A 17,399-nucleotide genomic window follows, 5' to 3' on the forward strand; every position below is an offset into this window, starting at 1 on the left:
TTTCATGGGTCAGATCGCATTACGCAGGCTGAGGTTTTCCGGGTGCGGTTGCAGGTAAGCCTGCTGCGCGATGTAACGGTCCGGGTGTTGGCGGAAGTGGTGTTTGAGCAGGGTCAGCGGCACCACCAGCGGCACGATGCCGGTGCGGTACTGGCCGATGACGGTTTGCATTTCCTGCTTGTCGTCGGCGCTGATGGCCTGCTTGAGGTAGCCGCTGATGTGTTGCAGCACATTGGTGTGAGTGCCGCGGGTGGCGCATTTTTTCAGGCCGGTCATCAGCTCGCTGAAATAGCCGGCGGCCAATTCGTCGAGAGAGGTGTCCTTGCTCATGCTGCCCAGCAGGTGGCCGAGGCTTTTGTAATGCACCGGGCTGTGGGCCATCAGCAGGTATTTGTAGCGCGAGTGAAACGCCAGCAGGCGGTGGCGGGTCAGGCCCTCGGCCAGCAGTTGCTGCCAGCTGGCGTACACAAAGACGCGGGTCAGGAAGTTTTCCCGCAGCACCGGGTCATTCAGCCGGCCATCTTCTTCCACCGGCAGGTTGGGGTGGCGCGCGCAGAACGCCTGCGCGTAGATGCCGCGCCCGCCGCCGTCTACAGGTGTGCCGTTCTCGCGGTAGACCTTGACCCGTTCCAGGCCACACGACGGCGACTTCTGCATGAAGATGTAGCCGCACAGGTCGGTGTGTTCCAGGGCCATCTGCTGGCCGTATTCGTCCAGTGGCTGCGTAACGTTGAGATCACGGCGCACCGTGCCGACGGCCTGCGGCTGGGCAGGGTCGCCCACCAGGCGGATCGGTTCGCGGGGGATGCCCAGGCCGATGGCAACTTCGGGGCACAGCGGCACGAAGTCGAAGTAGTCAGCGAGCGTCTGGCTGCACAGCAGGGATTGTTTGTGTCCGCCATTGAAGCGCACGTTCTCGCCTAACAGGCAGGCGCTGATGGCGATCTTCGGTTTTCCGGTGGTGGACATGTTCAAACCTCTCCGAGATTCCTGTACAAACTCTTGAGTCTGTACAACTAAATCTCATCATAGGTTTGATGCTGTACAAGTACAAATATTTTGTACAAGTATTTTCGGGCAACCTACTTCCAGCCTATTCGCCAGTCTTCGGCGTTCTGCAGGGTTTGCCAGGCCAGGCGTTCAGCACGGCGAGTCATGACGGCTTGCAGCTCGATTTCCAGCACGGTGCCTTCCTCGTCACGAAACAATTCGGTGACCAGGAAGTGTTTCTCCTTGTTGCGAGGACGAGCTGCTGTCCACTTCGACAGCAGCAGTTTGGCGGGATTGATGCGGTTCATTGCAGGTGCTCGATCAAGCGTCGCGCCGCTTCCTGGCCGCTGAGCCATGCGCCTTCGACCCGACCGGACAGGCACCAGTCGCCGCACACATACAAGCCCAGGTCAGCATCGGCCAGTACCCCGAATTCATGCGCGCTGGAGGGTCGCGCGTACAGCCAGCGATGCGCCAGGCTGAAAGAAGGCGCGGGCATGGCGCTGTGCAGCAGCTCAGCGAAGGCGCCGTGCAGGTGTTCGATCACAGCTTCTTTGGGCAAGTCCAGGTGTGCCTTGCTCCACGCGCTGGTGGCGTGCAGCACCCACGTGTCGAGGGTGGTATCGCGCCCGGGTTTGCTGCGGTTGCGCGCGAGCCAGTCGAGAGGGCTGTCCTGAACGAAACAGCCTTCCATCGGCGTGTCCAGAGGTTTGTCGAAAGCCAGGGCGATGGCCCAGGTCGGGTCCATTTTCACCCCAGCAGCGGCACCCGCCAGCTTCGGCGCGGCGGCGAGCAGCGCGGTGGCCTGGGGCGCCGGCGTGGCAATCACCACGTGGCTGAACGGGCCGTGATTGCCGCCGTCGGCGTCCAGCAGGTTCCAATGCTGTTTGCCCTGGAACACTTCGGTGATGCGGCAACCGAATTCCACTGGCAAATCATCCAGCAGCGCACGGGTGATAGCACTCATGCGCGGCGTACCGACCCAGCGAATTTGCTCGTCGGGAGAGGGCGTGAGCTGACCGGACTTGAAGTTGTACAGCTGGGGTTTCCACTGCTCGGCCCAGCCGTTGCTTTGCCAGCGTTGCACCTCGTTGACGAAGCGCCGGTCGCGGGCGGTGAAGTATTGCGCACCCATGTCCAACGCGCCGGCGTCGCTGCGCTTGCTGGACATGCGGCCGCCGCTGCCGCGGCTTTTATCGAAAAGTTGTACAGCGTGCCCCGCGTCTCGTAACGCTCGGGCGGCGGAGAGACCGGCGATGCCGGTGCCGATGATCGCGATGGGAACAGTCATGGGAGGCCTCGTTTTACCGTTGGGTACAGACTACGCCGACACCAATAGCTGTACAATATTGTTTTTTGGTATAAGTTTTGGCGTACCTGTTCTTACGGCGTGGCCTATGGTTAAAGCTGAGGCTTAACCAACAGCCGCGCCCGATTGCAATTGATCCCTGCTTATAAAATAGACCAGTGATCGGCGGCGAACGTTACATGAGGAGTGTCCCATGCATATTTTGCTGACCGGCGGTACCGGCTTGATCGGTCGCCAGCTCTGCCAACACTGGCTTGCCCAAGGGCATCGCTTGACCGTCTGGAGCCGTGAACCGGACACCGTTGCCAAGTGGTGCGGTGCGCAAGTGTTGGGCGTTGGCCGCCTGCAAGACGTGATCGGCAGCGTGGATGCGGTGGTCAATCTGGCCGGCGCGCCCATTGCTGATCGGCCCTGGACCAAAAGGCGCAAGGCCCTGTTGTGGAGCAGCCGCATCAGCCTCACCGAAACGCTGTTGGCGTGGATGGAAGGCCAGGCGCAAAAACCGCAGGTGCTGATTTCCGGTTCGGCGGTCGGTTGGTACGGCGACGGCGGCGAGCGCGAATTGACCGAGGCCAGCGGCCCGGTGCAGGACGACTTCCCGAGCCAGCTGTGTATCGCCTGGGAAGAAACGGCCCTGCGCGCCGAAGCCATGGGCATCCGCGTGGTGCTGGTGCGCACCGGCCTTGTGCTGGCGGCGAAAGGCGGCTTTTTGTCGCGGTTGTTATTGCCGTTCAAGCTGGCGCTGGGCGGGCCGATCGGCGATGGTCGGCAGTGGATGCCGTGGGTTCATATCAAAGATCAAATCGCCCTGATTGATTTTCTTCTGCACAAGGCGGACGCCAGCGGTCCTTATAATGCCTGCGCGCCACACCCGGTGCGCAACCGCGAATTCGCCAAGACCCTGGGCCAGGTGCTGCACCGTCCCGCGTTCATGCCGATGCCGGCGTTTGCATTGAAGGTCGGGCTGGGTGAGTTGTCCGGGTTGTTGCTCGGCGGGCAAAAAGCCGTGCCCGAACGGCTGTTGGCGGCCGGTTTCACTTTTCAGTTCACTGAGTTGCACGCGGCCCTGGAAGACTTGTCCAGCCGCCTCTAGCCATAGGATGTTGCATGACGGATCACGCGTTGTTACTGGTCAACCTGGGTTCACCGGCCTCCACTTCGGTGGCCGATGTGCGCAGCTACCTCAATCAGTTCCTGATGGACCCTTACGTGATCGACCTGCCGTGGCCGGTGCGGCGGTTGCTGGTGTCGCTGATCCTGATCAAGCGCCCCGAGCAGTCGGCGCATGCCTACGCGTCGATCTGGTGGGACGAGGGTTCACCGCTTGTAGTCTTGAGTCGTCGTTTGCAGCAGCAAATGACCGCGCAGTGGACGCAGGGCCCGGTGGAGCTGGCGATGCGTTATGGCGAACCGTCGCTTGAAACGACGCTGACGCGCCTGGCTGCCCAGGGGATAAAGAAAGTCACCCTGGCGCCGTTGTACCCGCAGTTTGCCGACAGCACCGTGACCACCGTGATTGAAGAAGCCAAGCGTGTGGTGCGCGACAAAAAGCTCAACGTGCAGTTTTCGATCCTGCAGCCCTTTTACGATCAGCCGGAATACCTCGAGGCACTGGTTGCGAGCGCTCGGCCGTATGTCGAGCAGGACTACGATCATTTGCTCCTGAGTTTTCACGGCCTGCCCGAGCGTCATCTGAAAAAGCTCGACCCCACCGGCGGGCATTGTTTCAAGGATGCAAATTGCTGCCAGAACGCGTCGCCCGAGGTGCTTGCCACCTGCTATCGCGCGCAGTGCTTCAGCGTTGCACGGGAATTTGCCGCGCGCATGGGCCTGCCGGATGGCAAGTGGTCGGTGGCATTCCAGTCGCGCCTGGGCCGGGCGAAATGGATCGAACCCTACACCGAAGCCCGCCTGGAAGCCCTGGCCCAGCAAGGCGTGAAAAAGCTGCTGGTGATGTGCCCGGCGTTTGTTGCCGATTGCATTGAGACACTGGAAGAGATTGGTGATCGTGGGTTGGAGCAGTTCCGCGAAGCAGGGGGCGAGGAGTTGGTGTTGGTGCCGTGCCTCAATGATGACCCGCAGTGGGCTGCGGCGCTGAACACGTTGTGTGAGCGGGCGCCCTTGGCGCTGTGATCAGATTGTCGAAACGATAGAGATCAACTGTGGGAGCGGGCTTGCCCGCGAATGCGAGGTGTCAGTCAACGAATGTATTGACTGATGCAGCGCCTTCGCGAGCAAGCCCGCTCCCACAGTGTTTTTTAGGGTTTATTCGTGATGCGGTTCACCCAGGAACGTCAGCGAACTGAACAGCCCGCGCGTCGCCACATCGGCATTGTCCTTGAGCGGGATCTCCACCTGCGCCGCGATCACATTCAACCCTTCGTTACGCACCAGCACCTGGGCGCGACCGTCTTTGTCGGTCTCGGTGCTCAAGGTGTTTGGTGCATTGCGATAGTCGCCCACCAGCTTAATACCTGCCGCAGGCTTGCCATCCAATAGCACCCGCACCGGCATTGACCGGCCAGGTCCTACGGTCAGCGGATCCACTTCAGGCAGGATCAGCAGCTTGATCTGATCCAGCTTCGGCAACTTCGCCCCCGGCTGATAAATCGCCAGGCTGTACTTGAAGGTCTGGGTCGATGCAATCGCCCCCGGCACATGGCTGCGGCCCTGGTTGATCCACTTCTTGTCCGGCGTCTGCGACCACATGCCGTTATCCAGGGCGACCGCTAAAACGGCGGGCGATTTGAGCGGCTTGAGGCGTGCGTGGTCGGCAAGGCGTTCTACGCTGACCGGGATCATCCTGGCGCTGGCGTCATACGCCCAGGCGCCGCTGATTTTCTCGGCCTTGAAGGCGTTGTCCTCGGCGCCGTGGCCGTAGATCACTTCGATATTGCCGCGTCGCTGTTCGGTCCACAGGCCGTGGGCAGAAACTTGGCTGGCACACAGCAGGCCGAGCACGGCCAGGGATTTCAAGGCTTGCATGGGAGCGTCCTTTTACAGGTTGAGGGTCAGGCTGACGGTGACGTTGCGCGGCTCACCGGGCGTGACCCAGTAGTTGCTGTAGGAGCGCTCGTAGTACTTTTCGTCGAATACGTTGTTGAGGTTCAGGCCCACGGTGACGCTGTCGCTGGCTTTGTAATGCGCCAGCAGGTCGACGGTGTGGTAGGCGGGCAGTTCGAAACGACTGCCGGCCTCGCCGGAGCGGTCACCGACGTAGGTGAACGCTGCGCCCAGGTCCGAGCCGCGCAACGCGCCATTCTGGAATTCATACACGCCCAACAGGCTGGCGCTGCGCTTGGCCACGCCGAGAATTCGGCTGCCGGTGGGGATGGCTTTGTCGCCCTTGGTCACTTCGGCGTCGATGTAGGCGAAGGCGCCGATGACGCGTACGGCGTCGGTCACTTGCCCGCTCAGTTGCAGGTCTACACCCTGGCTGCGCGCCTTGCCCATGGCGCGCTGGGTGTCGGTGGCGGGATCGAGGGCGAGGACATTTTTCTTTTCGATGTGGAAGGCGGCGAGGGTGGTGCTCAGGCGATCGTCGAACAGCTCACTCTTGAGCCCTATTTCATAACCGACGCCTTCTTCTGGCTCGAAGGATTTACCGCCGGCATCCAGGCCGCTGTTCGGTTTGAACGACGTTGACGCGTTGGCGAACACGCCGACCTGCGGCGTGAGCTGGTAGAGCAAGCCGGCGCGTTGGGTCAGGGCATCGTGGGTTTGCCGGCCATTGGCGTGGTTGCGGGTGAAGTCATCGGTGCTTTGTTCGACGTGCTCGAAGCGCGCACCGAGCATGCCGCGCAGGCGGTCGGTAAAAACGATCTGGTCCTGCAGGTTTAGTGCCTGGCTCTTCACCTGTTCGAAAACGTCGGTGCCGGAGCGCGCGCCGTTGGGTTTGGTCTGGCCATAGATCGGTTTATAGATGTCGATGGGGTAGAGGCTGCCGGCAATCGCCGTCACGCGTTCTTTTTTGCGGTAGTCCTCGTACTCGCTGCCGATCAGCAGTTCATGCTGCCAACTGCCGATGTCGAACAGGCCGCGCAGTTCGAGCTGGGTAATGCTGTCATGCCAACCGGTAGAGCGTTGGCGGTAGCGGCGGTTGACGGTATGGCCGTCGGCATTCAGCGCGCGGCTTTCCGAGGCGTCGCCCCACAGGCTGCCCTGTTTATAGTGGCTGGCGAGGCGCAGTTGCCAGGCGTCGTTGAGGTGGTGTTCCACGGCGGCCTGGAGGCGGTTGTTGTGGTTGCGGATGTTGCCGTCGTTGGGCTCGCCGAGGAAGGTGGAGCGGGACATGCCATGGGGCGCGACGATGCCACGGTCGAAGGTTGAGCTGTGGCGCACGAACTCGCTTTCCACAAGCAGGCGAGTGTCCGGGTCCAATTGCCAGCTGAAAGACGGCGCGACAAATACGCGCTTGGCGTCAACGTGATCGCGAAAGCTGTGATTGTCTTCCACCGCCAGGTTTACGCGCGACAGCACGCGGCCGTCGCCGTCCAGTGGCGTGTTCACATCAAGGGCTGTGCGGTAGCGGTCCCAGCTGCCGGCACTGGTTTGCACGGTGGTGAAGGCTTGCGGCTGGGGTTTTTTGCTGACGATATTGACGGTGCCGCCGGGATCGCCACGCCCGTAGAGGCTGGCGGCGGGGCCTTTTAGCACTTCAATGCGCTCGATATTGGCCGCGTCTGGCGTGCTCGGGTAGCCACGGTTGGCGCTGAAACCATCCTGGTAGAACTGCGAAGTGGTGAAGCCGCGCACGCTGTACTCGTAAAGCGTCAGGCCGCCGAAGTTGTTTTGCTTGGACACGCCGCCGGCGAATTCCAGGGCGCGTTCGACATTGGTGCTGCCCAAGTCGTTGAGCACCGTGGCGGGAATCACGCTGATTGATTGAGGAATGTCACGCAGGGCCGTGTCAGTTTTGGTCGCGCTGGCAGAGCGGGTGGCGCGATAGCCTTTGACGGGGCCCGTGGCAGATTCATAGGCGTCGCCGGTGACGCTGATGGTGTCCAGTTCGACAGTGTTGTCTTTGGCGTAGCTGTCTTCGGCGCAGGCGGGGTCGAGCAACAATCCCAAGGCCAGACCAGCCAGTGGGGTAAATCTACGAGGCGGCATGATAGAGCGTTCCAATGTCTATATTGAAACAATATAACATGCCTAATGAGAATGGATTTCTTTTGAAATATTAGGTTACAGGAGCCCGCGAACGGGCTCCCAACCCCGTTATTCCTCTTCTTTCACCGGCGCCGGCGGTGGGCGCAGGCCGATTTCTGCCAGCAGTTTGATCTCTTTGCCGTTGCGCATTACCTGGATTGCCACCTTGTCGGTCGGCTTGATCCGCGCGACCTGGTTCATCGACTTACGGCCATCACCGGCCGGTTCGCCATCGATGCTGAGGATCACATCGCCCAGTTGCAGACCGGCTTTCTGCGCCGGGCCATCGCGGAAGATCCCGGCGACCACGATGCCCGGGCGTCCGGTCAAACCGAACGACTCAGCCAATTCCTTGGTCAGCGGCTGTACTTCGATGCCCAGCCAGCCACGGATTACCTGGCCGTGCTCGATGATCGACTTCATCACTTCCATGGCCAGCTTCACCGGGATCGCAAAACCGATGCCCTGGGAGCCGCCGGATTTGGAGAAAATCGCCGTATTGATGCCAGTCAGGTTGCCATTGGCATCCACCAACGCGCCGCCTGAGTTGCCCGGGTTGATCGCCGCGTCGGTCTGGATAAAGTCTTCGTAGCTGTTGAGCCCCAACTGATTACGCCCGGTGGCGCTGATGATGCCCATGGTCACCGTCTGGCCGACGCCAAACGGGTTGCCGATCGCCAGTGCCACGTCACCGACGCGCAGCCCTTCAGAGCGGCCGATGGTGATCGAGGGCAGGCTTTTCAAATCGATCTTCAATACCGCGAGGTCGGTTTCCGGGTCGCTGCCAACCACGCGGGCGAGGGTTTCGCGGCCGTCGCGCAGGGCCACGACAATCTGGTCGGCGCCGGTGGTCACGTGGTTGTTGGTGAGGATGTAGCCTTCGGGGCTCATGATCACGCCGGAACCCAGGCTGGATTCCATGCGGCGCTGCTTGGGGCCGTTGTCGCCGAAATAGCGGCGAAATTGCGGGTCTTCAAACAGCGGATGCGCCGGTTTGTTGATGACCTTGGTGGTGTACAGGTTGACCACGGCGGGTGCGGCGATGACCACGGCGTCCGCATAAGTCACCGGACCTTGCACCACCGAACTGGTTTGCGGTGCCTGTTGCAGGTTCACATCAAGGCTGGGTAAGCCCACCCACTGGGGATAACGCTGAATAATCAGCATCGCGATCAGCACGCCAGCCAACAATGGCCATCCAAAAAAACGCAGTGCCTTAAGCATCAAGTAAGTCCTGACAGGTTGCAGGGGGCGGGAGAGCGCCCATAATGTCGCGCATTATACGAGGCTGCGAGCGCCTCGGAACGGGATATTTAGGAGTCTTTTATGGCCGTCCCCCTTACCACCCTCGTCGAGGAAGCGGACCGCTACCTTGGCAGCGCAAAAATTGCCGATTATTGCCCCAATGGCCTGCAGGTCGAGGGCCGTCCGCAGGTGATGCGCATCGTCAGCGGCGTGACCGCAAGCCAGGCTCTGCTGGATGCCGCGGTCGAAGCCCAGGCCGACCTGGTGCTGGTGCACCACGGTTATTTCTGGAAGGGCGAAAACCCGTGCATCACCGGCATGAAACAGCGCCGCCTGAAAACCCTGCTCAAGCACGACATCAGCCTGCTCGCCTACCACCTGCCGCTGGACCTGCACGCGGACGTGGGCAATAACGTGCAACTCGCCCGCCAGCTGGACATTACCGTCGAAGGCCCGCTGGACCCGAGCAACCCCAAAGTCGTCGGCCTGGTCGGTTCCCTCGCCGAGCCCCTGTCGCCCCGCGACTTTGCCCGCCGTGTGCAGGACGTGATGGGCCGTGAACCGCTGCTGATCGAAGGCAGCGAAATGATCCGCCGCGTTGGTTGGTGCACGGGCGGCGGTCAGGGTTACATCGACGACGCGATTGCGGCAGGCGTCGACCTGTACCTGAGCGGCGAAGCTTCCGAGCAAACCTTTCACAGCGCGCGGGAAAACGACATCAGCTTTATCGCCGCCGGCCACCACGCCACCGAGCGTTATGGCGTGCAGGCGTTGGGCGAGTACCTGGCGCGGCGTTTCGCGCTGGAGCATCTGTTCATCGATTGCCCGAACCCGATCTAAGCCTCACTGCAGGCCCCTGTGGGAGCAGGCTTGCCTGCGATAGCATCACCTCAATTTACCTGACTGACCGAGGTGCCTGTATCGCAGGCAAGCCAGCTCCCACAAAAGCCAGCTCCCGCAGTTGACCGGGTTTCACGCCAAACCCAGTGGCATATTCATATACCGTTTCGATCTAGCCAGCTCCCTGAATAGAAGAAGGTGCTGTGCTAGCATGCCCCGCTCGAACACGGCCCGCTGGCCGTCCATAAGATCGTTTTTCCGTGAGTAGCCATGGTCGACAAACTGACGCATCTGAAACAGCTGGAGGCGGAAAGCATCCACATCATCCGCGAGGTCGCCGCCGAGTTCGACAACCCGGTGATGCTCTACTCGATCGGTAAAGACTCCGCCGTGATGCTTCACCTGGCGCGCAAGGCCTTCTTCCCGGGCAAGCTGCCGTTCCCGGTGATGCACGTCGACACCCGCTGGAAATTCCAGGAGATGTACAAGTTTCGCGACAAAATGGTCGAAGAGCTTGGCCTGGACCTGATCACCCACGTCAACCCGGACGGCGTGGCGCAGGGCATCAACCCGTTCACCCACGGCAGCGCCAAGCACACCGACATCATGAAAACCGAAGGCCTCAAGCAGGCATTGGACAAGCATGGTTTCGACGCAGCCTTCGGCGGTGCCCGTCGCGATGAAGAGAAATCCCGCGCCAAAGAGCGCGTGTACTCGTTCCGCGACAGCAAGCACCGTTGGGACCCGAAAAACCAGCGCCCGGAGCTGTGGAACGTCTACAACGGCAACGTCAACAAGGGCGAGTCGATCCGTGTGTTCCCGCTGTCCAACTGGACCGAGCTGGACATCTGGCAGTACATCTACCTGGAAGGCATTCCGATTGTGCCGCTGTACTTCGCCGCCGAACGCGACGTGATCGAGAAGAACGGCACGTTGATCATGATCGACGACGACCGCATCCTTGAGCACTTGTCCGACGAAGACAAAGCCCGAATCGTCAAAAAGAAAGTACGTTTCCGTACCCTGGGCTGCTACCCGTTGACGGGCGCGGTGGAGTCCGAAGCCGAGACGCTGACGGACATCATTCAGGAAATGCTCCTGACGCGAACTTCCGAGCGCCAGGGCCGGGTCATCGACCACGATGGCGCAGGCTCGATGGAAGATAAAAAACGTCAGGGTTATTTCTAAGGGGCTGTCACCAATGTCGCATCAATCTGATTTGATCAGCGAGGACATCCTCGCCTACCTGGGCCAGCACGAGCGCAAGGAAATGTTGCGCTTCCTGACCTGCGGCAACGTCGACGACGGCAAGAGCACCCTGATCGGGCGCCTGCTGCACGACTCCAAGATGATCTACGAAGATCACCTGGAAGCCATCACCCGCGATTCGAAGAAGTCCGGCACCACTGGCGATGACATCGACCTGGCCTTGCTCGTCGACGGCCTGCAGGCCGAGCGCGAGCAGGGCATCACCATCGATGTGGCCTACCGCTACTTCTCCACCGCCAAGCGCAAATTCATCATTGCCGACACCCCCGGCCATGAGCAGTACACCCGCAACATGGCCACCGGTGCCTCCACCTGTGACCTGGCGATCATTCTGATCGACGCGCGTTATGGCGTGCAGACCCAGACCCGTCGCCACAGCTTTATCGCCTCGTTGCTGGGCATCAAACATATCGTGGTGGCCATCAACAAGATGGACATCAACGGCTTCGACCAAAGCGTATTCGAGCAGATCAAGGCCGATTACCTGAAGTTTGCCGACGGTATCGCGTTCAAGCCAAGCACCCTGGCCTTCGTGCCGATGTCGGCGCTCAAGGGCGACAACGTGGTGAACAAGAGCGAGCGTTCGCCCTGGTACACCGGCCAGTCGCTGATGGAAATTCTCGAAACCGTCGAGATCGCCAACGACCGCAACTACACCGACCTGCGTTTCCCGGTGCAGTACGTCAACCGTCCGAACCTGAACTTCCGTGGTTTCGCCGGCACCCTGGCCAGCGGCATTGTGCACAAGGGCGACGAAGTCGTGGTGCTGCCGTCGGGCAAGAGCAGCCGCGTCAAATCCATCGTCACCTTCGAAGGTGAGCTGGAGCACGCAGGCCCAGGCCAGGCCGTGACCCTGACCATGGAAGACGAGATCGACATCTCCCGTGGCGACCTGTTGGTGCATGCCGACAACGTGCCGCAAGTGACCGACGCCTTCGACGCCATGCTGGTGTGGATGGCCGAAGAGCCGATGCTGCCGGGCAAGAAATACGACATCAAACGCGCGACCAGCTACGTGCCGGGTTCCATCACCAGCATTGTGCACCGCGTGGACGTGAACACCCTGGCCGAAGGCCCGGCGAGTTCGCTGCAACTGAACGAGATTGGCCGGGTCAAGGTCAGCCTCGACGCCGCCATCGCGCTGGACGGTTACGACAGTAACCGCACCACCGGTGCGTTTATCGTCATCGACCGTTTGACCAACGGCACGGTGGCCGCGGGCATGATCATCGCGCCGCCGGTCCACCATGGTGGTTCAGCGCAACACGGCAGCCTTGCTCATGTCGCCACTGAAGAGCGCGCTCTGCGCTTCGGCCAGCAGCCGGCCACCGTGTTGTTCAGCGGCCTGTCGGGCGCGGGCAAGAGCACCTTGGCCTACGCGGTTGAACGCAAGTTGTTCGACATGGGCCGTGCAGTGTTCGTACTGGATGGCCAGAACCTGCGTCACGACCTGAACAAAGGATTGCCGCAGGATCGAAGCGGCCGTACTGAAAACTGGCGTCGCGCTGCTCACGTGGCGCGCCAGTTCAACGAAGCCGGCCTGCTGACCCTGGCCGCGTTCGTTGCGCCGGATGCCGAGGGCCGCGAACAGGCCAAGGCGCTGATTGGCGCCGACCGCCTGCTCACCGTCTATGTGCAAGCGTCGCCGCTGGTGTGCGCCGAGCGTGATCCGCAAGGCCTGTACGCGGCGGGTGGGGATAACATCCCTGGCGAGTCTTTCCCGTACGACGTGCCGTTGAATGCCGATCTGGTGATCGACACCCAGGCCACGTCGCTGGAAGACAGCGTCAAGCAAGTGCTGGAGCTGTTGCGTCAGCGCGGCGCGATCTAAACCTCGCCGCCACAGAAAAGCCCGCCACCGATGACTCGGTGGCGGGCTTTTTCATGGAGTATTGAAGACAACTCGGCCAACTGTGGGAGGGGGCAAGCCCCCTCCCACAGTTGATTATTGTTTGCCTGGGTAATCGGTGTGCAGCTTGTCCAGCAACGCATCCTTGTCTTCCCACAGCTGGTTGATCCAGCCCTGAAACGCCAACCGGTACTCGCCGTCCTGCTCATAATTCTTGCCGATAAACCCGGCCGGAATCTGCACTTCTTCAAAGTGCACCACCACATCCTTCACATTCCCACACAGCAAGTCCCAGTACCCAGGGCGCCCGGCAGGGTAGTGAATAGTCACGTTGACCAGGGACTTCAACTGCTCACCCATGGCGTCCAGCACAAACGCAATGCCGCCGGCTTTAGGTTTGAGCAAGTAGCGAAACGGGGATTTCTGCTGCGCATGCTTGCCCGGCGTAAAGCGTGTGCCTTCGGCAAAGTTGAAAATGCCCACCGGGTTGTCACGAAACTTCGCACAGGTCTTGCGGGTAGTTTCCAGGTCTTTGCCTTTCTTTTCCGGGTGTTTCTCGAGGTACGCCTTGGTGTAGCGCTTCATGAACGGGAAGCCCAGCGCCCACCATGCCAGGCCAATCACCGGCACCCAGATCAGCTCCTGCTTGAGGAAGAACTTCAGCGGTCGAATCCGTCGATTGAGCACGTACTGCAGCACCATGATGTCCACCCAGCTCTGGTGGTTACTGGTCACCAGGTACGAGTGCTCGTAGTCCAGCCCTTCAAGGCCGGTCAGGTGCCAGCGCGTGCGCCGTACCAGGTTCATCCAGCCCTTGTTATTGGTGACCCAGGCTTCGTGGGTGTGGTTCATCAGCCATTCGCTGAAGCGCTTGGCAAATGGCAGCGCCTTGAACAGCGCGACGATAAACAGAAACGAGCACAACAGAATCGTGTTCAGCGCCAACAACAAGGACGCGATCACCCCGCGCACGGCGGCAGGTAGAAAATCCAGCATTTAAATATCCATAGGTCGGTTGGCGGCTTGAATCGCAGTCAGGGCGATGGTGTACACGATGTCGTCGACCTGAGCGCCGCGCGGCAGGTCGTTCACCGGTTTGCGCAGGCCTTGCAGCATCGGCCCCAGGCTTACGCAATCGGCGCTGCGCTGCACGGCCTTGTGCGTGGTGTTGCCGGTGTTCAGGTCTGGGAACACAAACACCGTGGCTTTGCCGGCGACCAGGCTGTTGGGCGCCAGTTGCCGGGCCACGGTTTCGTTGGCGGCGGCGTCGTATTGCAACGGCCCGTCGATCAGCAGCGAGCTTTGCTGTTCGTGGGCGAGCAGGGTGGCTTCGCGGACTTTTTCCACTTCCTCGCCACTGGCCGAATCGCCGCTGGAATAGCTGATCATCGCCACGCGCGGGGTGATGCCGAACGCGGCGGCCGAGTCGGCGCTTTGCAGGGCGATTTCTGCCAGTTCCGCCGCGCTCGGGTGCGGGTTCATCACACAGTCGCCGTAGACCAGCACCTGCTCCGGGAACAGCATGAAGAACACTGACGACACCAGGGTGCAGCCCGGCGCCGTTTTAATCAGCTGCAGGGCAGGGCGGATGGTGTTGGCGGTGGAGTGGATGACGCCGGAGACCAGGCCATCCACTTCATCCAGCGCGAGCATCATGGTGGCGATCACCACGGTGTCTTCCAGTTGCTGCTCGGCCATCGGTGCGTTGAGGCTCTTGCTCTTGCGCAACGCGACCATCGGTTCGACATAACGCTGGCGAATCAGGTCCGGGTCGAGAATCTCCAAGCCTTCGGGCAGCTCGATGCCGTGGGCGCGGGCCACCGCTTCCACATCCGCCGGTTTGGCCAGCAGCACGCAACGGGCAATGCCGCGCGCCTGGCAGATCGCGGCAGCTTGCACGGTCAACGGCTCGCTGCCTTCGGGCAACACGATGCGTTTGTTGGCGGCCTGGGCGCGTTGGATCAACTGGTAGCGGAACACGGCCGGCGACAGGCGCATCTCCCGTGGCGTGCCGCAGCGTTGGTGCAGCCAGCGCGCGTCGAGGTGGCTGGCGACGAAATCGGTGATGATTTCTGCGCGCTCGCGGTCATCAATCGGTATTTCTTTGTTAAGGCTGTTGAGTTGGTTGGCGGTGTCGTAGGAGCCGGTGCTCACCGACAACACCGGCAGCCCGGCCTGGAACGCGCCCCGGCACAGATCCATGATGCGCGGGTCGGGCAGGGTGTCGCTGGTCAGCAGCAGGCCGGCCAGCGGCACGCCGTTGATCGCGGCCAGGCTGACGGCGAGGATGATGTCGTCGCGATCGCCAGGGGTAACCACCAGCACGCCGGGCTTGAGCAGCTCCACGGTGTTACGCATGGTGCGCGCGCAGATGATGATTTTGGTCATGCGCCGGGTTTCGTAGTCGCCGGCATTGAGGATCTGCGCGCCCATCAGGTCGGCCACGTCGCGGGTGCGCGGCGCGTTGAGTTCGGGCTGGTACGGGATGCAGCCAAGCAGGCGGAAGTCACCGCTGCGCAACAGTGGCGAATGTTCTTTGAGGCGCGCCGAGAACGCTTCCATGCTTTCGTCGGTGCGCACTTTGTTGAGAATCACGCCCAGCACTTTCGGGTCTTTGGGGCCGCCGAACAGTTGCGCCTGCAGTTCCACGCGGCCAGAGAGCTCGGTGAGCACTTCGTTTTCCGGCGCCGAGACCAGGATCACTTCCGCATCCAGACTCTTGGCCAGGTGCAGGTTGACCCGCGCCGCATAGCTGGCGCTGCGGGTTGGCACCATGCCTTCGACGATCAGCACGTCCTTGCCCACGGCGGCTTGCTGGTAAAGGGTGATGATTTCTTCCAGCAGCTCGTCCAGCTGGCCGTCGCCGAGCATGCGCTCTACATGGGCCAGGCCCAAAGGCTGGGGCGGTTTCAGGCCGTGGGTGCGGGCCACCAGCTCGGTGGAGCGCTCGGGGCCGGTGTCGCCCGGGTGCGGCTGGGCAATGGGTTTGAAGAAACCGACTTTCAGCCCGGCCCGTTCAAGGGTACGCACCAGCCCAAGGCTGATGGAGGTCAGACCCACACCAAAATCGGTGGGCGCGATAAAAAAAGTCTGCATGCGAATTCTCTGGAGGTGCATGGCTTCGGTGGCGCTCTATGGTTGAGCGCCTACCGGGAATCAGACGCCAAGGTTATCGTTATTCGAGCGCTTGCGCACACCAGCCACACGCAAAGGGTTGGCCTATTTTTTCAAGGCGTTGCGCGGGGTCCAGTACCCAGGCGCGCGACTGCCATGGCGGTTGGTGGCGCAGGTGCTGGGTGTGGCCGCAGGACAGCTCGGCGACCCAGTGCCGGTCGTCATCCTGGTGGAATCCGAGGATGAAGGATGCCGTTGATCGGTCCCGTCTGTCCGGGTTGTGTTCGCTTTCGGGCAAATCCTTGTTTAGACTTGTCCGTTCTTCATTCTTATGCAAAAGGTCTCGCCCCATGACGATCGCCGCTAACAAGGCTGTCTCCATCGACTATACCCTGACCAACGACGCTGGTGAGGTCATCGACAGCTCCGCCGGCGGCGCGCCGCTGGTCTACCTGCAAGGCGCAGGTAACATCATCCCGGGCCTGGAAAAGGCTCTGGAAGGCAAGAACGTCGGTGACGAACTGACCGTCGCCGTAGAACCTGAAGACGCTTACGGCGAATACTCCGCCGAACTGGTCAGCACCTTGAGCCGCAGCATGTTCGAAGGCGTTGACGAGTTGGAAGTGGGCATGCAGTTCCACGCTTCCGCGCCGGACGGCCAAATGCAGATCGTCACCATCCGCGATCTGGACGGCGATGACGTGACCGTTGACGGTAACCACCCTCTGGCTGGCCAGCGCCTGAACTTCCAAGTGAAGATCGTTGCCATCCGCGACGCTTCCCAGGAAGAAGTGGCCCACGGCCACGTTCACGGTGAAGGCGGTCATCACCATTGATTGTGGTTTGATCAATAGGTAGCAAAAACGCCCCGACTGGTTCGGGGCGTTTTTTTGTGCATTGAAAATGTCCCCCAGTCCAAATGTGAGAGCGGGCTTGCCCGCGATAGCGGTGTATCAGCCAAGTATTCGGTGACTGACACGCTGTAATCGCGGGCAAGCCCGCTCCCACATTGCACTGCGCACGCCCTATATGCGGCGCAAACAAAAATGCCCCGCACCTTTCGGTGCGGGGCATTTCTTAACTGTTACGCGGCCTGGGCTACGTGGCAGTTTTTACCACTTAGGCTGCTGCAGCGACGTTCAGAGCCTTGATGTGGCCATTCAGGCGGCTCTTATGACGAGCGGCCTTGTTCTTGTGGATGATGCCTTTATCGGCCATACGGTCGATAACTGGCACGGCCAGAACGTAAGCAGCTTGGGCTTTTTCAGCGTCTTTGGTGTCGATGGCTTTAACTACATTCTTGATGTAGGTACGAACCATGGAACGCAGGCTGGCGTTGTGGCTGCGACGCTTCTCAGCCTGTTTTGCACGTTTTTTGGCGGAAGGTGTGTTGGCCACCGTCGAGCTCCTCGAAAGACTTTTTAGGAAATAGCAAACAAAATAGGCCGCGAATCATGCCGATGACTTGATGGGTTGTCAAGGGCGGCTGATGCGAACTGCTGAGTGGTCGATCTGAAGAGGCGGGTGATTTATTTCCGGCGCTTGACCTGTAAACTCGCGAGCTTTGGCTCTGTGCTGTTGCAGGCGCGCAGTATCGCATAAGTGGGCGCTTTGTTCGCCTGCTCTTTATCTATA

At 60.9% G+C, this 17,399-nt stretch carries 16 protein-coding genes; 6 read left to right on the plus strand and 10 right to left on the minus strand.

Annotation, left to right across the window (positions count from 1 at the left end; genetic code table 11):
- Positions 1–9: 9 nt before the first annotated feature.
- The 3 genes from NTD89_RS24010 to NTD89_RS24020 all read right to left on the minus strand — a co-directional run bounded on the left by NTD89_RS24010 (position 10) and on the right by NTD89_RS24020 (position 2,281).
- Positions 10–969: a YbgA family protein gene (locus NTD89_RS24010; protein WP_262210064.1), complete on the minus strand. Its 960-nt coding sequence runs from the start codon at positions 967–969 to the stop codon at positions 10–12.
- 113 nt (positions 970–1,082) lie between these two features.
- Positions 1,083–1,298: a TIGR02450 family Trp-rich protein gene (locus tag NTD89_RS24015; protein WP_106578573.1), complete on the minus strand. Its 216-nt coding sequence runs from the start codon at positions 1,296–1,298 to the stop codon at positions 1,083–1,085.
- A complete protein-coding gene (locus tag NTD89_RS24020; RefSeq protein WP_106578574.1) occupies positions 1,295–2,281 on the minus strand; it encodes an NAD(P)/FAD-dependent oxidoreductase in 987 nt (328 codons plus the stop codon). Before NTD89_RS24020 ends, NTD89_RS24015 begins: the two co-directional genes overlap by 4 nt.
- A gap of 211 nt (positions 2,282–2,492) precedes the next feature.
- Between NTD89_RS24020 and NTD89_RS24025 the strand changes: the two genes are divergently transcribed.
- Positions 2,493–3,392 (plus strand): TIGR01777 family oxidoreductase, encoded by a 900-nt coding sequence (locus NTD89_RS24025; RefSeq protein ID WP_262210066.1) that lies wholly within the window; start codon positions 2,493–2,495, stop codon positions 3,390–3,392.
- 14 nt (positions 3,393–3,406) lie between these two features.
- A complete protein-coding gene (gene hemH, locus NTD89_RS24030; protein WP_106578576.1) occupies positions 3,407–4,432 on the plus strand; it encodes a ferrochelatase in 1,026 nt (341 codons plus the stop codon).
- Between the two features lie 132 nt (positions 4,433–4,564).
- Here hemH and NTD89_RS24035 read toward each other — a convergent pair whose 3' ends face one another.
- The 3 genes from NTD89_RS24035 to algW form a co-directional block, all read right to left on the minus strand.
- The gene (locus NTD89_RS24035; RefSeq protein ID WP_262210068.1) at positions 4,565–5,284 is read right to left on the minus strand and encodes a DUF4198 domain-containing protein; all 720 of its coding nucleotides are present in this window, start codon (positions 5,282–5,284) and stop codon (positions 4,565–4,567) included.
- A gap of 12 nt (positions 5,285–5,296) precedes the next feature.
- Positions 5,297–7,408: a TonB-dependent siderophore receptor gene (locus NTD89_RS24040; protein WP_262210070.1), complete on the minus strand. Its 2,112-nt coding sequence runs from the start codon at positions 7,406–7,408 to the stop codon at positions 5,297–5,299.
- A 108-nt stretch (positions 7,409–7,516) separates the two neighbouring features.
- On the minus strand, positions 7,517–8,671 hold the full coding sequence (gene algW / locus NTD89_RS24045; protein ID WP_106578579.1) for a Do family serine endopeptidase AlgW: 1,155 nt from the start codon (positions 8,669–8,671) through the stop codon (positions 7,517–7,519).
- A 102-nt stretch (positions 8,672–8,773) separates the two neighbouring features.
- Here algW and NTD89_RS24050 point away from each other — a divergent pair, with 102 nt between their 5' ends.
- The 3 genes from NTD89_RS24050 to cysN all read left to right on the plus strand — a co-directional run bounded on the left by NTD89_RS24050 (position 8,774) and on the right by cysN (position 12,632).
- On the plus strand, positions 8,774–9,532 hold the full coding sequence (locus NTD89_RS24050; RefSeq protein WP_262210074.1) for a Nif3-like dinuclear metal center hexameric protein: 759 nt from the start codon (positions 8,774–8,776) through the stop codon (positions 9,530–9,532).
- Positions 9,533–9,802: 270 nt separating this feature from the next.
- The gene (gene cysD / locus NTD89_RS24055; protein WP_017137614.1) at positions 9,803–10,720 is read left to right on the plus strand and encodes a sulfate adenylyltransferase subunit CysD; all 918 of its coding nucleotides are present in this window, start codon (positions 9,803–9,805) and stop codon (positions 10,718–10,720) included.
- Between the two features lie 13 nt (positions 10,721–10,733).
- Positions 10,734–12,632 carry a sulfate adenylyltransferase subunit CysN gene (gene cysN, locus NTD89_RS24060; protein WP_262210075.1) on the plus strand — a complete coding sequence of 633 codons (1,899 nt, stop codon included), beginning with the start codon at positions 10,734–10,736 and terminating at the stop codon, positions 12,630–12,632.
- 114 nt (positions 12,633–12,746) lie between these two features.
- Here cysN and NTD89_RS24065 read toward each other — a convergent pair whose 3' ends face one another.
- From NTD89_RS24065 to NTD89_RS24075, 3 genes are all read right to left on the minus strand, one after another.
- Positions 12,747–13,646 carry an acyltransferase gene (locus NTD89_RS24065; RefSeq protein WP_262210077.1) on the minus strand — a complete coding sequence of 300 codons (900 nt, stop codon included), beginning with the start codon at positions 13,644–13,646 and terminating at the stop codon, positions 12,747–12,749.
- On the minus strand, positions 13,647–15,746 hold the full coding sequence (gene pta, locus NTD89_RS24070; RefSeq protein WP_106578583.1) for a phosphate acetyltransferase: 2,100 nt from the start codon (positions 15,744–15,746) through the stop codon (positions 13,647–13,649).
- A gap of 79 nt (positions 15,747–15,825) precedes the next feature.
- Positions 15,826–16,116: a DUF3565 domain-containing protein gene (locus NTD89_RS24075; RefSeq protein WP_242195076.1), complete on the minus strand. Its 291-nt coding sequence runs from the start codon at positions 16,114–16,116 to the stop codon at positions 15,826–15,828.
- Here NTD89_RS24075 and NTD89_RS24080 point away from each other — a divergent pair.
- The gene (locus tag NTD89_RS24080; RefSeq protein WP_003188398.1) at positions 16,115–16,600 is read left to right on the plus strand and encodes a peptidylprolyl isomerase; all 486 of its coding nucleotides are present in this window, start codon (positions 16,115–16,117) and stop codon (positions 16,598–16,600) included. The two genes, NTD89_RS24075 and NTD89_RS24080, sit on opposite strands and share 2 nt — an antisense overlap.
- 283 nt (positions 16,601–16,883) lie before the next feature.
- Here the strand turns inward: NTD89_RS24080 and rpsT are convergent, their stop codons facing one another.
- Positions 16,884–17,162 (minus strand): 30S ribosomal protein S20, encoded by a 279-nt coding sequence (rpsT, locus tag NTD89_RS24085; protein ID WP_003171647.1) that lies wholly within the window; start codon positions 17,160–17,162, stop codon positions 16,884–16,886.
- Between the last annotated feature and the right edge of the window lie 237 nt (positions 17,163–17,399).

It is taken from the genome of Pseudomonas sp. 14P_5.3_Bac1, assembly GCF_025466135.1.
Classification (GTDB): Bacteria; Pseudomonadota; Gammaproteobacteria; order Pseudomonadales; family Pseudomonadaceae; genus Aquipseudomonas.

Bases quoted from the DNA above. Each gene is read 5' to 3' on its own strand.
- NTD89_RS24010 (WP_262210064.1), bottom strand. From the start codon at position 969: ATGTCCACCACCGGAAAACCGAAGATCGCCATCAGCGCCTGCCTGTTA.
- cysN (WP_262210075.1), top strand. From the start codon at position 10,734: ATGTCGCATCAATCTGATTTGATCAGCGAGGACATCCTCGCCTACCTG.
- NTD89_RS24015 (WP_106578573.1), bottom strand. From the start codon at position 1,298: ATGAACCGCATCAATCCCGCCAAACTGCTGCTGTCGAAGTGGACAGCA.
- NTD89_RS24035 (WP_262210068.1), bottom strand. From the start codon at position 5,284: ATGCAAGCCTTGAAATCCCTGGCCGTGCTCGGCCTGCTGTGTGCCAGC.
- hemH (WP_106578576.1), top strand. From the start codon at position 3,407: ATGACGGATCACGCGTTGTTACTGGTCAACCTGGGTTCACCGGCCTCC.
- NTD89_RS24065 (WP_262210077.1), bottom strand. From the start codon at position 13,646: ATGCTGGATTTTCTACCTGCCGCCGTGCGCGGGGTGATCGCGTCCTTG.
- NTD89_RS24020 (WP_106578574.1), bottom strand. From the start codon at position 2,281: ATGACTGTTCCCATCGCGATCATCGGCACCGGCATCGCCGGTCTCTCC.
- cysD (WP_017137614.1), top strand. From the start codon at position 9,803: ATGGTCGACAAACTGACGCATCTGAAACAGCTGGAGGCGGAAAGCATC.
- NTD89_RS24025 (WP_262210066.1), top strand. From the start codon at position 2,493: ATGCATATTTTGCTGACCGGCGGTACCGGCTTGATCGGTCGCCAGCTC.
- NTD89_RS24050 (WP_262210074.1), top strand. From the start codon at position 8,774: ATGGCCGTCCCCCTTACCACCCTCGTCGAGGAAGCGGACCGCTACCTT.
- pta (WP_106578583.1), bottom strand. From the start codon at position 15,746: ATGCAGACTTTTTTTATCGCGCCCACCGATTTTGGTGTGGGTCTGACC.
- NTD89_RS24040 (WP_262210070.1), bottom strand. From the start codon at position 7,408: ATGCCGCCTCGTAGATTTACCCCACTGGCTGGTCTGGCCTTGGGATTG.
- algW (WP_106578579.1), bottom strand. From the start codon at position 8,671: ATGCTTAAGGCACTGCGTTTTTTTGGATGGCCATTGTTGGCTGGCGTG.
- NTD89_RS24080 (WP_003188398.1), top strand. From the start codon at position 16,115: ATGACGATCGCCGCTAACAAGGCTGTCTCCATCGACTATACCCTGACC.
- NTD89_RS24075 (WP_242195076.1), bottom strand. From the start codon at position 16,116: ATGGGGCGAGACCTTTTGCATAAGAATGAAGAACGGACAAGTCTAAAC.